A 15,317-nucleotide genomic window follows, 5' to 3' on the forward strand; every position below is an offset into this window, starting at 1 on the left:
GTATCAGTCCTGAATGCCGCTGGGCAGAGGCTTTTCACGCACGCGCACCCGCTGACCTGCTTCGGCATCGCCAATCAGGATCAGGTCCCCGGTGGCCAGGCCCTCGGTCACCTCGCTTAGCGCCGTACCCAGCATTCCCAGGCGCACGTCGACGCGTTCGACAACCCCGTCGCGGGCGCGAAGTACCCGGGCATGCGATCCGTCGCGGGCACGTAGAGCGTCGTTGGGCAGCACCAACGCCTGCTCGCGCCGTCCGGTCTCGATGTTCACCGAGACGGTCATGCCCTGACGCAGAAAATCGGTCGGATCGAGCAGGTCCAGGTGGATATCGATGGTGCCGCGGGCACTGTCGACGCTCGGTGCGATGAAGCTCACCCGTGCGGCAAGGACGCGATCAGGATAGGCATCGGCGATGACCCTGGCCGCTTGGCCCAGACTAATCGGCGCCAGGCTCTTCTCATCCAGCGGCAGGACGATCTCGTTGTTCCCCGAGCGGGCGATGGTCAGCAGGGCGCGTCCTGGCTGGACCAGATCGCCTGGCTCGACATCTCGCGTCTGGACGATGCCGTCCACTTGCGCATGAATCCGGGTTTTCGCCAGGGTGGCGCGAGCGGCTTCCAGGCGCTGTCGCAAGACCTGGGCCTCGCTGCCGTCGTCGGACACGGCCGCAGCAGCGAGGCGCGCGCGATCGCGCGCGGTTCGTGCGGTCAGCTCGGCGCGGCGCGCCTGCTCCAAGGGCTCGGAGGCCAGAATGTTGCGTTCGAACAGTGTCTCGCGGCGTTTCAGCTCGCGGCTGGCTTGTTCAAGATTGTGCTGCGCCTCACGCAGGGCTGCCTGCGCCTGTGGCCGCGTTAAGTCAGCAAGCTGCTGAAGTGCCGCTTGCGCCTCGCGCAGCCGGGCGCGCTGCTCCTCGTCACGCAGCTCCAGCAGCAGGTCGCCGGCTTTCACCATGTCACCCTCGCGCACATGCCGCATGGAGATGACCCCGGTGATCTCGCTGCCGATCTGCGCCAGGGACTGGCTGTTAACTTCGCCGCTGGCGACCACGCGCTGCACGAGTGGGCGGTTTTCCACGCGATACGCCGGCAGTTCCGGCCCTTGCAGCTGGCGCCAGATCAGCCAGCCGCCAATTAGCACCGGCACCATGAGCAGCAAGAAGGCGCGACGAATGGGTTGTGTGGCGGACACGACGGACCACTCCCTGATGCGGCCCGTGACGGCCAACGAATACGCCCAGCTTACGGACATACCCTATGGGGTACAACGCAGAGCACTCGCTATGGCCTGCGCCTATGGCAGCCATAGCCCCTTGGCTGCAACGCGGCAGCGTACACTGAGCGCCCCGCATCCGAGGATTCACAGATCATGGCGTCTACCGTCCAAAGCCCGGCTGCCACGCTTCGCGCAGCCTGGCTCGCGCAGGCTCAGGCCAAGCCCTGGATAACCGTAGGTCTTGCCGCAACCGCATTGGCTGTGCTGCTTTTGCTTGTGGCGGGAGCCGTCAATGCGTTCCAGGGCAGCGAGGCCAGCAATGTTCGCTACGCCATGCTGGGTGGTACTGCCGGCTTCGTCGCAACGGCCTTCGGCGCGTTTCTCGCGATTGGTCTACGCAATATTTCGACCCGTACTCAGGACAGCATGCTCGGCTTCGCGGCCGGGATGATGCTTGCTGCCAGTGCCTTCTCGTTGATCCTGCCGGGCCTGGAGGCGGGGCGCGAGCTGTTCGGCAACGGCCCGGCAGCGGCGCTAACCGTCGTCGTGGGGCTCGGCCTCGGCGTGCTGCTGATGCTCGGTCTGGACTATTTCACGCCGCACGAGCACGAAAGCACCGGACCCTGCGGCCCGGAGTGCGAGCGGCTCAACCGCGTCTGGCTATTCGTGCTCGCCATCGCACTGCACAACATTCCTGAAGGCATGGCCATTGGCGTGAGCTTCGCCAATGGCGACCTCAGCGTCGGCCTGCCATTGACCACGGCGATATCCATTCAGGACATTCCGGAAGGCTTGGCCGTGGCGCTGGCGTTACGCACGACGGGATTGTCTGCACTGACATCGGTACTGGTCGCTGCGGCGTCCGGGCTGATGGAGCCGCTGGGTGCGCTGGTAGGCATCGGGATATCCAGCGGCTTCGCCATTGCCTATCCGATCAGCCTCGGCCTGGCTGCGGGCGCCATGATCTTCGTCGTCTCCCATGAGGTGATTCCGGAAACGCACCGCAATGGCCACCAAACGCCCGCAACGCTTGGGCTGATGGTGGGTTTCGCCGTGATGATGTTTCTCGATACCGCGCTGGGCTGATGGAGCGGGGCGGACAACTGTCAGTGGCTGTCCGGCTCGGTCTGCATGATCAATTCGACGCGGCGGTTGCTGGCGCGCCCGCGTTCATCGCCGTTGTCGGCGATCGGGCGCGTATCGGCGTAGCCCGTTGCACTCAAGCGCGTTGCCTCGAGCCCGGCCAGTTGCAGGTAGCGCACCACGCTGCTGGCGCGGTTGGCGGAAAGCTCCCAGTTCGAAGGGAAACGCTCGGTCTGGATTGGCAGGTTGTCGGTATGGCCTTCGACGATGACTCGATAACGACTGGCGGCCAGCGTCGGGACCAGCCGGTCGATTACATCCAGCCCGGCGTCTTCCAACTCTGCTCGTCCAGAGCCGAAGAGAATCTCGCTACTGATACGGAAACTGATGCTGCCTTGATTGACGATTACCTGGATGTCGTCGCCCAGGGCCATGTCCGGCACGGGCTTGGTGACGTCGGCCTCACTCGGCTCTGTCTCGCTTGGCGGCGTCGGCAGCGGTTCGATTGAGGGTATCGGCGAGGTTGACGTGTTCAGCCCAACGCCCGGTGCGCTCGCCGCCGTGAGCGCCATCGAATCGGCAACCGCCTGTTCGTTCTGCTTGCCGTCACCCTTGCCAGCAAGTGTCAGCATGATCACGAGCATTACCAGCAGCAGGGTGAGCATGTCCAGGTAGGTGATCAGCCAGGCCTCTTGCTCCTCCTCCCGTTGCGGTTCGATATGCCACTTGGAGAACCGGCTGCCCTGGGATGTCTGCCCGTTCACGGTCAATCTTCCTGCGGCTTGATGCGCGGCGCGCTGGGGCCATCGCGAATTTCGTCGTCATGGTGGGCGATGAAGGATTTCAGCGTTTCGCGCATATAAGCTGGGCTACGCCGATTGCACATCATCGAGATGCCCTGCATCACCAGATTCATCAACGCCACGCGCTGCTCGGTGCGTCGCTCGAGCTTAACCGCGACCGGCTTGAGGATCAGGTTGGCCAGCAGTACCCCATAGAAGGTCGTCATCAACGCGACGGCCAGGCTGCGGCCGATCAGATCCATGTCGCCGCTGCCAAGCATGAACATCAGGTTGATCAGCCCCACCAGCGTGCCGATCATGCCGAAAGCCGGGGCGTAACTGGACATCGCACGGAACAGCTGCGCCTCGGCATTTTCCCGAGCGCGCAGGCGCGCGATGCGCCATTGCAGGACCTCCAGAATGTCTTCTTCCGGTGTGTTGTCGATTACAAGCTGCACGCCGGTACGCAGAAAGGGGTTGCTGACTTTCTCCACGGCCTTTTCAACGGCCGGCAGATCGCCGCTGATCCACAGGCGCGAGATCTGCACCAGTTCGTCGAGATCCTGGCGGGTATACAGCCGCTCGTTACGCATCACCGTCCAGAGCAGGCCGAACACCCGGGTGACTTCGCGCAGCGGATAACTGATGAATGTCGCTGCCAGGGTGCCGACCAGAACGATGCCGAGGCTCGGCAGATCGATGAACAGCGCGGGTTCCTGGGCTGCGAAGAGCATGACGACAGCCAGCAGGCCGATGCTCGCGAGGATGCCGATCAGGGTGGAGGGATTCATCGAGACTCCGCTGAAAGGGGCAGTGCACAAAGCGCGCGATAATAGCAGCTGGGTCGTCGCCGCGGCTGACCTGGGTCAGGGACAGGTCAGCCGCGTGTTGTGCGTAGTCAGAGGTTCTCGAGCAGTCGCCGCGCTGCTTCCTGGCCGCTGAGCCAGGCGCCTTCTACCCGGCCGGACATGCACCAGTCACCGCAGGCGTACAGACCTAAACCGGCATCGGCAAGGGCATTCCATTCGTGCGCCTGTGCGGGCCTGGCATACAGCCAGCGATGCGCAAGCGTGAACTCGGGCGCAGGGACGACGCAGTCGATCAGCTCCGCAAAAGCGCCGTGCAGTCGCTCGATCACCGCCTCCTTGGCCAGGTCGAGATGCTGGCGGCTCCAACTGCTGGTGCTGTGCAATACCCAAGTATCCAGCGCGCCATCACGGCCGGGTTTGCTGCGGTTGCGGGCGATCCAGTCCAGCGCGTCGTCTTGCACGAAACAGCCTTCCAGTGCCGTTTCTAGCGGCGTGGAGAATCCCAGGGCGACGGCCCAGGTCGGTTCCATCGCCACGCTGGCGGCAACGGTCGCGAGTTTAGGGGCACCGGAAAGCAGCGCAGCGGCCTGCGGCGCGGGCGCAGCAATGATTACGTGGCTGAAAGGGCCGTGGCTGACGCCCGTAGCGTCGACGAGCGTCCAGTACTGTTCGCCACGGAAGACCTCGGTGATTCGGCAGCCGAACGTCACCGGCATCTCGCCGAGCAACCCGCGGGTGATCGAACTCATAGTCGGCGTACCGACCCAGCGCAGTTGCTCGTCCGCCGAGGGCGTCAGCTGTCCGTCGCGAGACTGGAATAGGGTAGGTGTCCACTGGGCTACCCAGCCCTCTGTCTGCCACTGGCGTACGGTTTCAGTGAAGCGCCTGTCGCGCGCAGTGAAATACTGGGCGCCGAGATCGAGCGAGCCTGCGTCGCTGCGTTTGCTGGCCATACGGCCACCGCTGCCGCGACTCTTGTCGAACAAATGTACTGCCTGCCCAGCATCGTGAAGCGTGCGTGCGGCGGAGAGCCCTGCGATTCCGGTTCCGATGACGGCGATTGGAGCCTTGCTCATGTTTACCTCGTTTGCTGTTGCCATCAGCCGCACAGGCGAACCGCCGCGCAGCATGGTTTCATGACAAGCGTTCGATACAGCGCTTGAGCCTCCCCATCCTCGGACAGACGCCGGCCTTTGGCTAGAGGGTTTCGACGCAATGCGACATACGATCTGGCGGTTTTGGGTGTTACTGACCGGCGGTAGCTTGCCTGTGAACAGAGGGGATTGGCCGGTCATGTGCGCCGTTAACAGCCAGTGGTTGTAAGTTGCTGATAAGCCGGTACAATGGCGCCGCTCGCCGCCAGGCGGGTTTCGTTATGGTGGGCCCTGCCGGTCCCCTCGCAACGATCAGCCGTGAACCCGGTCAGGCCCGGAAGGGAGCAGCCGCAGCGGTGACATTGTGTGCCGGGGTGTGGCTGGTAGGGTTCACCTCCATAACGACCTTCTTGTTCTTCCTTCCCTCTATTTAGTCGACTTCCAGCTGACCTTCACAGGTCGGGCGTATGCGCACGTCATGCATTTAGGGATGAAAGGCAGCATGCCTTTCTGCGCGTCTCGCTCAGGCTGCAGGCCCGCCGTCTGCTTCAACCTTGTATCCTGCGCCGAATTTTCCATATGCACGAAGTGCCTGTATCTGTTCGGGGAGCATGGTTTTGTCTGTCAAAGCGAAGTGGGACATCTTCTGCGCGGTCGTGGATAACTTCGGGGATATCGGCGTCACCTGGCGTTTGGCACGTCAGCTTGCCGCCGAGCATGGGCAACCCGTACGGCTATGGGTGGATGACTTGGATACCTTCGCCCGACTCTGTCCGGCAGCCAGTGCCGATGAGCAGCAGACCCATGGCGGGGTAGAGGTCAGGCATTGGCCGGCAACGTGGCCGGGAGCCGAGCCCGCTGATGTGGTAATCGAGGCGTTTGCCTGCAACTTGCCCCAGGCCTACATCAATGCCATGGCCGCCAGCGGACGACGCATTCTCTGGCTGAATCTCGAATACCTGAGCGCCGAAGACTGGATCGTCGGCTGTCACGCGCTGCCCTCGCTGCAGGCCAATGGGCTGCAGAAGTTTTTCTTCTTTCCTGGATTCGAAGCGAACACCGGCGGGCTGATTCGCGAAGGCGATCTGATGTTGCGTCGCGCCAGATTTCAAGATGATCCCCAGCAGCAGGCTGACTTCCTCGCCACCCTCGGCGTTGTGCGGCAGCCCGAAGCCCGGCTGCTGTCCTTGTTTGCCTATGAAAATCCTGCAGTTGCGGGCTGGCTGAATGCACTTGCCAACGATACGCGTGTTAACCAATTGCTGGTGCCGGAGGGGCGTGTGCTGGGCGACATTGCGACCTGGCTCGGGGTGCCAAAGGTACAAGCGGGCGACATTCTTCAACGTGGCAGCCTGCAGTTATCCATCGTGCCGTTCATGACCCAGGATGAATACGACCTGTTGCTGTGGTGCTGCGATTTCAATGCGGTGCGTGGCGAGGAGTCTTTCATCCGCGCCCAATGGGCAGGCCGCCCGTTGGTATGGCACATCTATCCCCAGGAAGACGATGCGCACTGGGACAAACTCAACGCGTTTCTCGACCTTTATGCACACGGTTTGCCGACGACGACGGCTGGCGAAGCGCTGCGTGGCTTCTGGCGTACCTGGAATGCCGGGGAGGGCGCCGGTGAAGCGTGGACTGTTCTACTAGATCAGTACCCTGCGTTGCTCGAGCGCGCCGAAGGTTGGACGCACGAGCAGGTTGCCAATGGCGATCTGGCCGGCAAGCTGATGTTTTTCCACACGGATTGGTTAGGCGCCGTTCACGGTTAGTTCGCCGCTGACGTTGCTCGCTTGCGCTTTGCGGACCGCCTCGACCCTGCGTCATCTGGCGCAGAGACGCGGCTTGCGACAGGACGGGAACAGCCCCTATGATACGCGGCCTGTTTTATGTCTCTAATTCCCTTCGGATATTTCGTATGAAAACCGCACAAGAGTTCCGTGCCGGCCAAGTGGCCGTTATCAACGGCGCACCCTGGATCATCCAGAAAGCCGAGTTCAACAAGTCCGGTCGTAACAGTGCCGTGGTCAAGATGAAGCTGAAGAACCTGCTCAACGGTTCTGCGACCGAAACCGTGTACAAGGCTGATGACAAGCTGGAGCCGGTGATTCTCGAGCGCAAGGAAGTGACCTATTCCTATTTCGCTGACCCGCTTTATGTCTTCATGGACGAAGAGTTCAACCAGTACGAAATCGAAAAAGACGACCTGGAAGGTGTGATGACCTTCATCGAAGACGGTATGACCGACGTCTGCGAAGCCATTTTCTACAACGACAAGGTGATCTCCGTCGAACTGCCGACCACCATCGTTCGTGAAATCGTTTACACCGAGCCGTCAGTACGTGGCGATACCTCGGGCAAGGTCATGAAGACCGCCCGTCTGCAGAACGGTGCTGAGCTGCAGGTTTCCGCGTTCTGCGAAATCGGCGACTCGATTGAAATCGACACCCGCACCGGCGAGTACAAGTCGCGCGTCAAGGCCTGATATTCCTGGTCTTCGGTGTTGAAAAAGCCCAGCTCGATGCTGGGCTTTTTCATTTCTGCGGTAACGCCTTAGCTGCCCCAGATCCACCCCACCAGCGCGTAGCACAGCAGCGAGACCAGTAGCACGCCGAACAGGTTGAGTACGAACCCGGCCTTGATCATCGCCTGGATGGGTAATTGGCCGGTGCCGAACACGATAGCGTTCGGTGGTGTTGCGACGGGCATCATGAAAGCGCAGCTGGCGGCTACGGCGGCGGGTATCGCCAGCATCTCAGGCGAAAGCCCCTGGGCCACGGCGAGCGCGCCGAGCAGCGGCAGGAACGCTGCGGCGGTCGCAGTATTCGAGGTGATCTCGGTAAGGAAGATGATGACCGCCACGACCAGCGCAATCATCAGCAGCAGGGGCAGGGCATCGAACGTGCCGAGGCTGCCTGCGATCCACTCGGCCAGGCCGGATGCTCCAATGACACCCGCCAGCGAGAGGCCGCCGCCGAACAGCAACAGCACGCCCCAAGGCGCCTTGTTGGCCTGTTCCCAGTCCATCAGAAAGACTCGCTCGCGCAGATTCACCGGGATCAGGAACAGCATGATCGCCGCAGCCATGGCGATGCTGGTGTCGTTTACGCCGTCTACGTAGCCGGCTAACAGCGGCTGGAATATCCAAGCCAGGGCGGCCAGAACGAACACCACGGCGACCATTTTCTCGGCCCGCGACATCGGCCCCAGAGCGGCCATTTCTTTCTCCAGCAACCCTCGGCTATCACCACCGGCCAACACGAAGCCCCTGCGCGTCAGCGACCACCAGATAAAGATCAGCATGCCGATGCTCAGTGGCAATCCCAGCAGCATCCATTGACCGAAGCCGATCTCGACGTCGTAGTTTTCCCGCATGAATGCGGCAAGAAGTGCATTTGGCGGGGTGCCGATCAGCGTCGCGATGCCGCCGACGCTGGCGGAATAAGCGATGCCCAGCAGTAGCGCGACAGAAAACCGAGCGCTTTCCTTTTCGTCGCTGCCGGCGATCAGTAAGCCGATGACCGATAGGCCGATGGGTAGCATCATGATGCTGGTTGCGGTGTTGCTGACCCACATGCTGATGAACGCCGTGGCGATCATGAAGCCTGCGATCTGCCGACTGGGTTGGTTGCCCACGGCCAGCAGAGTCCTCAGCGCGATGCGCCGGTGCAGGTTCCAGCGCTGCATTGCCAGGCCGAGCAGAAAGCCGCCAAGGAACAGGAAAATGGTCGGGTTGGCGTAAGGCGCAGTGGCCTTGGCCAGGGTGTCGATGTCGAGCAGGGGAATCAACAGGATCGGCAGTAGCGAGGTCGCCGGGATCGGAATGGCTTCGGTCGACCACCAGACCGCCATCAGCACGGCCAGGCCTACGGTCAGCCAAGCCTTTTCGGATAGACCGCCGGGTGGGTCCGTCAGGATGCATGTGAGCAAAACGAGCGGGCCGAGGATCAGACCGACCCACGCAGCAAGCGCAGCACCTCGGCTTTGGGATGATTCCGCCATCGTCGATACCTTCGAAGCTGCATTATCGAAACCTGAGCCACGCGGGGCGATACCTGCGTGGCCCTTATTAGGCGGACATGGGCGGCGCGGTTTTGTTTCCTAAATTGCTGCGACCGATGGGTAGCCGGTCGATCAGTCTGGACGGACCTGTTTCAGGGTCTCTGCAATCATGAACGCCATCTCCAGCGACTGATCGGCGTTGAGCCGCGGGTCGCAATGAGTGTGGTAACGATCGCACAGGCTGGCTTCGGTGATCGGCCGCGAGCCGCCGATGCACTCGGTGACATTCTGGCCGGTCATCTCGATATGAATGCCGCCGGGGTAGCTGCCCTCGGCGCGGTGCACATCGAAGAACTGGCGAACTTCGGCGAGTATCTTCTCGAAGTCCCGCGTCTTGTAGCCGCTGGACGCCTTCATGGTGTTGCCGTGCATCGGGTCGGAACTCCAGAGCACGTGCCGCCCTTCGTTCTGCACGGCGCGTACCAAGCGCGGCAGGCCGGCTTCGACCTTGTCGGCGCCCATGCGCACGATCAGGTTCAGGCGGCCGGGATCGTTCTGCGGGTTGAGGATGTCGATCAGGCGGATCAGCTCTTCGCTGTCCATGCTCGGGCCGACCTTCACGCCGATAGGGTTGCCGACGCCGCGCAGGAATTCGACATGCGCACCGTCGAGCTGGCGGGTGCGGTCGCCAATCCACAGCATGTGCGCGGAGCAGTCGTACCAGCCACCGCTGAGGCTGTCCTGGCGGACGAACGCCTGTTCATAGTTGAGCAGCAGCGCCTCGTGGGCAGTGAAGAAGCTGGTCTCGCGTAACTGCGGTGCGCCGTCGAGGCCGCACGCGCGCATGAACTTCAGCGTTTCGTCGATGCGTGCGCCCAGTTGGTGATACTTCTCGGCCAGTAACGAGTTGGCGATGAAGTCCAGGTTCCACTGATGCACCTGGTGCAGATCGGCAAACCCGCCCTGGGCAAAGGCGCGCAGCAGGTTCAGGCTGGAGGTGGACTGATGGTAGGCCTGCAGCAGGCGCTCCGGGTCCGGCACCCGGCTTTTTTCATTGAAGTCGATGCCGTTGACTATGTCGCCACGGTACGCCGGCAGGGTGACCCCATCGATGGTTTCGTCGCCGGCCGAACGCGGCTTGGCGAACTGGCCGGCCATGCGTCCTACCTTGACCACCGGGCAGCCGGCGGCGAAGGTCATCACGATGGCCATCTGCAGCAGCACCTTGAAGGTGTCGCGAATCTTCGTGGCGGAGAATTCGGCGAAGCTCTCGGCGCAGTCCCCGCCCTGGAGGAGGAACGCGCGGCCCTGGGTCACCTCGGCAAATTGCCGCTTGAGCGCACGCGCTTCGCCGGCAAAGACCAGAGGCGGCAGGCCTGCCAAAGTCTGTTCAACGCGCTTGAGGTGTTCGGCATCCGGGTATTCGGGCTGCTGCTGGATCGACTTGCTTCTCCAGCTTTCGGGGCTCCAGGCGTCGTTCATGGTCGTTCCAGATTCTAAAAAAGTGGCGCGAGTTTACCTGAAGCGCTAGGCAGCCGGAGATAGCGATGGCCTATGGGCCTGCGTAAGATGCGCTTCGCCGACATGATGGTGGATAGATAGCTGCGGAGCTTATCGATGGACAAAGAGGAGCGCTTGCTCGCCGAAGTGCATGACGCGTTTGGGCTCATTCGCGTGCTGGAGGTGGGTGAGTACCGTTTTCTGGAGTTCGGCGCGGCCGTCGAGCAGAGCTGTGTCTTCACTGCCGATCCGGCTTGGCTGGAGTACGACTACACCCGCGCCATGTTGCTCGGTGGGCTTTGCCATGCGGAACCGGAAACGGCGCTTTTTCTCGGGCTGGGCGCCGGCAACCTGACCCAGGCCTGCCTGCAGTTTCTGCCGCTGGAAGACATCGAGGTCATCGAGCTGCGCCCGTCGGTGCCAGAGCTTGCGATGCGTTATCTGGGCCTGCAGAACGACTCGCGCCTGTATATCCGTATCGGCGATGCCACCGAACTGCTGGATACCGCCGAGACTTCCGATCTGATCTTTGTCGATCTGTACAACGATACCGGGCCGGATGCCGCGCACCTGGCCTGGTCGTTCCTCAAGCGCTGCCAGGAAAAGTTAAACCCAGGCGGCTGGCTGGTCATCAATCAGTGGGGCACCGATGATGATCGTCCACTGGGCGCGGCACTGTTGCGCGGCCTTTATCACCGGCACTACTGGGAATGCCCGGTGAAGGAGGGCAACGTGATATTGCTGGTGCCCGCAGATCTGGACCAGCATCTGGACGTGGACGGATTGCGGCGCCGGGCCGAAGCGTTGGCGCCGCGCTTGGGTTATTCGTTGGAATCGCTGATCATGGCGCTGCGGCCGGCTAGCTGAGTTGAGCCGGCTGAAAAAGGTCAGCATGTGACGATGCCAACTGTGCACAAAAACCCGCACAGCTTCACGTTAATCCGGTATAGTACGCGCCGGCTGAAACCCAGCCTGCGTTCAGGTACTGCAACACACGAAGCGTCGCTTCAGCTGCTGTCCGCTTCGAGCGGGCTATCCTTGACGATTCATCATTCATACGTTTTCGCAACCCCGCCGACCAGGCTGCCAGGGTGACCTTCGGGTTTTGCACGGCATGCGCAGCTTCGGAACAATGGGTCTTGCGGAGCATCAGAGACAAGACCCATGACCCAAGAAATCGGCGGCTTTGCCGCACTCGGTATTCACTCCGCTGTTCTGGCTGCCATTAGCGCAGTCGGCTACGAAGAACCGTCTCCCATTCAGTCCCAAGCGATCCCGGTGATCCTTGGTGGCCACGACATGATCGGCCAGGCCCAAACCGGTACTGGCAAAACTGCAGCCTTTGCGCTGCCGATCCTGTCCAAGATCGATCCCGCTCGCAAGGAAGTGCAGGCGCTGATCCTCGCGCCGACTCGCGAGCTGGCACTGCAGGTCGCCACTGCATTCGAAACCTATTCCAAGCAGATGCCTGGCCTGACCGTCGTCGCGGTCTATGGTGGCGCACCGATGGGCCCGCAGCTCAAGGCCATCCGTCAGGGTGCGCAAGTCATCGTCGCTACCCCGGGCCGCCTGGTCGATCACCTGAGCCGCAACAGCGGCCTGTTGTCGACCATCCGCTTCCTGGTCCTCGACGAAGCGGACGAAATGCTCAAGCTGGGCTTCATGGACGACCTCGAAGTGATCTTCGAGGCCATGCCTGAGAGCCGCCAGACCGTACTGTTCTCCGCCACGCTGCCGCATTCCATTCGCGCGATTGCCGAGAAGCACCTGCGTGAGCCGCAGCACATCAAGATCGCCGCCAAGACCCAGACCGTCGCTCGTATCGAGCAGGCGCATCTGATGGTCCACGCCGACCAGAAGATTCAGGCCGTGCTGCGCCTGTTGGAAGTCGAAGAGTTCGACGCGCTGATCGCCTTCGTGCGGACCAAGCAGGCGACGCTGGATCTGGCCGCCGCGCTGGAAGCCAAGGGTTACAAGGCCGCTGCGCTGAACGGCGACATCGCCCAGAACCAGCGTGAGCGCGTCATCGAATCGCTCAAGGATGGTCGTCTGGATATCGTCGTTGCCACCGACGTGGCCGCTCGCGGTCTCGACGTGGCGCGCATCACCCACGTGTTCAACGTGGACATGCCCTACGACCCGGAATCCTACGTACACCGTATCGGCCGTACCGGTCGTGCCGGTCGTGAAGGCCGTGCGCTGCTGCTGGTTACCCCGCGTGAGCGTCGCATGCTGCAGGTCATCGAGCGTGTAACCAACCAGAAGGTCGCCGAGGCCCGCCTGCCGAATGCCCAGCAGGTGCTTGATGCGCGTATCAAGAAGCTCACCAACAGCCTTGCGCCGCTGGTAGCTGACGCCGAAACCACCCATGGCGAGTTGCTCGACAAGCTGGTTGCCGACATCGGCTGCAGCCCGCGTGCACTTGCCGCGGCGCTGCTGCGCAAGGCCACCAATGGTCAGGCGCTAACCCTGGCCGAAGTGGAAAAAGAGCAGCCGCTGGTTCCGACCAGCAGCCCGCGTGAACGTACCGAGCGTTCGGATCGTCCCGAGCGCAGTGGTGATCGTGAGCGTCGCGCTCCGGTTCCGCTGGCCGAAGGCCGCGCCCGTTGCCGCACTCCGCTAGGTGCGCGTGATGGCATCGCTGCTCGCAACCTGCTGGGCGCCATCCTCAACGAAGGCGGCCTGGCCCGCGAAGCCATCGGCCGCATCCAGGTACGCGACAGCTTCAGCCTGGTCGAACTGCCGGAAGATGGCCTTGAGCGCCTGCTTGGCAAGCTCAAGGACACTCGCGTCGGTGGCAAGCAACTCAAGCTGCGTCGTTATCGCGAAGATTGAGCGATAGGTAGCTAAATGAAAGGCGGGCTTATAGCCCGCCTTTTTATTGCCCGCATAAAAGCCAGAGCTCAAGGGGCTACCACCGACACCACAGCCACGTTCATTCGCTTTGTCCCTTCTGCGCGGCGCTCCGCTAAACGAAGCACTCCTTCCTCGTCAATCCCGCCTGGGCTGTTCAAACTCTGAACAACATGCTACAAACGACCGCAACCCGAATGATCTAGCCGCTTGAAAACGAAGGGAAAACCATGACCAAGTCGGAGTTGATCGAGCGAATCGTCACCCAACAGGGACTGCTTTCGTCGAAGGATGTCGAGCTGGCCATCAAGACCATGCTTGAGCAAATGGCTCAGGCTTTGGCCACCGGCGACAGAATCGAAATCCGCGGCTTCGGCAGTTTTTCCCTGCACTACCGCGCCCCCCGCGTCGGCCGAAATCCCAAGACAGGCCAATCCGTCAGCCTTGACGGCAAGTTTGTACCGCATTTCAAGCCGGGGAAGGAGTTGCGTGACAGGGTCAATGAGGACGAATAACCCGGCCGCTGATGCGATACCCGCCTTATTGGCATATAAAAAGTTGTCACATAGCATCAGCCACTGGAACTTTCGGCCTTTCATGCGCACAAAATCCGGTTAGCTTGCCCTGCAGTGAAGGGCATACATACAGGGACTTCGGATGACTGTGCAGCAATCTACTTCGCCTAATGACGAAATCGATCTGGTCGAATTGTTCCGCGCGCTTTGGCGGCAGAAAATCTTGATTGGCGGTATAGCATTGCTGGTCACCGCGTTAGCGGCCATCTACGCCTTCATGGCCACGCCATACTTCCAAACCCGCACTTACCTTCGGCCCGTACCGCAGAGCAATCTTGATCAGCTCAATGAGACGGGTATCTACAAGCTCACCCCAGAAGAGGCCATCAACCGAGTGGCCGGCGGCCTGTCGTCCTACGATAATCGCCTGGAGTTCTTCATGAACAACCAGGAGCTGTTTCCGAACGTCACCAAGGGCGGAGGCTCGTTGGAGCAGTCTTTCGCCGAGTTTAATGACGAAGCTTTCGAGATGTTATTTCCGGACCCAAAGCGTACGGATAACCGCAGCGCTTTCGTTGGCTTGAAGCTCATCTATCCACAGGGCGTGTCTGGCGCTTCGGTGGTGAATGGCTTCGTCGCCTACGTATTGGATTTGGAGCGCCGCGCAATATCGGACGACGTGGAAAGCCTGATCAGCAATCGGCTGGCCAGTCTGGAAAAGAACATCGATGCACAGCGTGCTAACTACAATGCTTCCAAAGAGGCAAAGATCGCAAAGCTGCTCGAGGATGCCGCGCTAAAGCGTGCCCAGCTAAAAGACGAGCTTTCCAGCCTGCGCGAGGAGCTAAAAACGCGGCGGACTAACCGGATTCAGCAGCTGAGCGAGGCGATCTCGATTGCTGAATCGTTGGGCATTAACAAGCCTACCAGCCCGTCCGGGATGTCCGAGTCGGCGCGTGGTGGCACGCAAGTCATCCGCACCGAGGTAACCAACCGGGAGACTCCGTTGTATTTCATGGGCACCGAAGCGCTTACCGCCGAGCGCGACGCGCTTGCTGCCAGAAAATCGGATGACTTCGTCGAGCCTCGTATTGCCGAGATTCAGTCAGAGCTGGCGATGCTGGAGAATAATCGTGAAGTTGAAATCCTGAAAGGGCGCGAAGGTGAAGACCTCTACCTGACCAACCTGGCACAACTGCGCGAGGAGGCGGCCCGCCTCAAGGGTATCAAGCTCGATACCGAACGGTTGCGACTCGTTCGGCTCGATCAGCCCGCCCTGGATTCGTCCAAGCCGATCAAACCCAAAAAGGCGATGATCCTGGCGCTGGGTTTAGTACTCGGTGGCATGCTCGGCATCTTTGTCGCGCTCGTGCGTAGCCTTGCAGGTCGTGGGGCTGGCCAACGAGTTTAGTCCCTGGCTGCGGTGCCGTGAGCCGGGTCCGCAAAATTCCTCTTTCGCTTCCTCAT

The 15,317-nt window shown here is 61.4% G+C and carries 13 protein-coding genes and 1 other RNA gene; 8 read left to right on the forward strand and 6 right to left on the reverse strand.

Going from position 1 to position 15,317, the window contains the following annotated elements; genetic code table 11:
- Positions 1 to 3 precede the first annotated feature (3 nt).
- On the reverse strand, positions 4 to 1,146 hold the full coding sequence (locus SM130_RS08470; protein WP_423835149.1) for an efflux RND transporter periplasmic adaptor subunit: 1,143 nt from the start codon (positions 1,144 to 1,146) through the stop codon (positions 4 to 6).
- Between the two features lie 219 nt (positions 1,147 to 1,365).
- Here SM130_RS08470 and SM130_RS08475 point away from each other — a divergent pair, with 219 nt between their 5' ends.
- Entirely contained in the window at positions 1,366 to 2,298 is a 933-nt protein-coding gene (locus SM130_RS08475) for a ZIP family metal transporter (RefSeq protein WP_102823657.1), read from the forward strand.
- A gap of 20 nt (positions 2,299 to 2,318) precedes the next feature.
- Here the strand turns inward: SM130_RS08475 and SM130_RS08480 are convergent, their stop codons facing one another.
- The 3 genes from SM130_RS08480 to SM130_RS08490 all read right to left on the reverse strand — a co-directional run bounded on the left by SM130_RS08480 (position 2,319) and on the right by SM130_RS08490 (position 4,962).
- A complete protein-coding gene (locus tag SM130_RS08480) occupies positions 2,319 to 3,059 on the reverse strand; it encodes an OmpA/MotB family protein (protein WP_102823658.1) in 741 nt (246 codons plus the stop codon).
- Positions 3,060 to 3,061: 2 nt separating this feature from the next.
- Positions 3,062 to 3,868, reverse strand: coding sequence for a motility protein A (locus SM130_RS08485; RefSeq protein ID WP_102823659.1), 807 nt, complete (start codon positions 3,866 to 3,868; stop codon positions 3,062 to 3,064).
- A gap of 107 nt (positions 3,869 to 3,975) precedes the next feature.
- Entirely contained in the window at positions 3,976 to 4,962 is a 987-nt protein-coding gene (locus SM130_RS08490) for an NAD(P)/FAD-dependent oxidoreductase (protein WP_102823895.1), read from the reverse strand.
- A gap of 310 nt (positions 4,963 to 5,272) precedes the next feature.
- Here SM130_RS08490 and ffs point away from each other — a divergent pair.
- From ffs to efp, 3 genes are all read left to right on the forward strand, one after another.
- Positions 5,273 to 5,369: signal recognition particle sRNA small type (gene ffs / locus SM130_RS08495), an RNA gene on the forward strand.
- Between the two features lie 228 nt (positions 5,370 to 5,597).
- On the forward strand, positions 5,598 to 6,752 hold the full coding sequence (gene earP / locus SM130_RS08500; protein WP_102823896.1) for an elongation factor P maturation arginine rhamnosyltransferase EarP: 1,155 nt from the start codon (positions 5,598 to 5,600) through the stop codon (positions 6,750 to 6,752).
- A 146-nt stretch (positions 6,753 to 6,898) separates the two neighbouring features.
- Positions 6,899 to 7,465: an elongation factor P gene (gene efp, locus SM130_RS08505; protein WP_102823660.1), complete on the forward strand. Its 567-nt coding sequence runs from the start codon at positions 6,899 to 6,901 to the stop codon at positions 7,463 to 7,465.
- Positions 7,466 to 7,533: 68 nt separating this feature from the next.
- On the opposite strand, the gene SM130_RS08510 is transcribed toward efp, so the two are convergent.
- Positions 7,534 to 8,982 (reverse strand): SLC13 family permease, encoded by a 1,449-nt coding sequence (locus tag SM130_RS08510; RefSeq protein WP_102823661.1) that lies wholly within the window; start codon positions 8,980 to 8,982, stop codon positions 7,534 to 7,536.
- A gap of 132 nt (positions 8,983 to 9,114) precedes the next feature.
- Positions 9,115 to 10,464: a class II 3-deoxy-7-phosphoheptulonate synthase gene (locus tag SM130_RS08515; RefSeq protein WP_102823662.1), complete on the reverse strand. Its 1,350-nt coding sequence runs from the start codon at positions 10,462 to 10,464 to the stop codon at positions 9,115 to 9,117.
- 135 nt (positions 10,465 to 10,599) lie between these two features.
- Here SM130_RS08515 and SM130_RS08520 point away from each other — a divergent pair, with 135 nt between their 5' ends.
- From SM130_RS08520 to SM130_RS08535, 4 genes are all read left to right on the forward strand, one after another.
- Entirely contained in the window at positions 10,600 to 11,349 is a 750-nt protein-coding gene (locus SM130_RS08520) for a spermidine synthase (protein WP_102823663.1), read from the forward strand.
- A gap of 297 nt (positions 11,350 to 11,646) precedes the next feature.
- On the forward strand, positions 11,647 to 13,317 hold the full coding sequence (locus SM130_RS08525) for a DEAD/DEAH box helicase (RefSeq protein ID WP_102823664.1): 1,671 nt from the start codon (positions 11,647 to 11,649) through the stop codon (positions 13,315 to 13,317).
- 248 nt (positions 13,318 to 13,565) lie between these two features.
- The gene (ihfB, locus tag SM130_RS08530; protein ID WP_003280517.1) at positions 13,566 to 13,850 is read left to right on the forward strand and encodes an integration host factor subunit beta; all 285 of its coding nucleotides are present in this window, start codon (positions 13,566 to 13,568) and stop codon (positions 13,848 to 13,850) included.
- 142 nt (positions 13,851 to 13,992) lie between these two features.
- Positions 13,993 to 15,261, forward strand: a complete 1,269-nt coding sequence (locus SM130_RS08535; protein WP_102823665.1) for a Wzz/FepE/Etk N-terminal domain-containing protein — start codon at positions 13,993 to 13,995, stop codon at positions 15,259 to 15,261.
- Positions 15,262 to 15,317: the final 56 nt, after the last annotated feature.

Source organism: Stutzerimonas stutzeri, from assembly GCF_038561965.1.
Classification (GTDB): domain Bacteria; phylum Pseudomonadota; class Gammaproteobacteria; order Pseudomonadales; family Pseudomonadaceae; genus Stutzerimonas; species Stutzerimonas stutzeri_AA.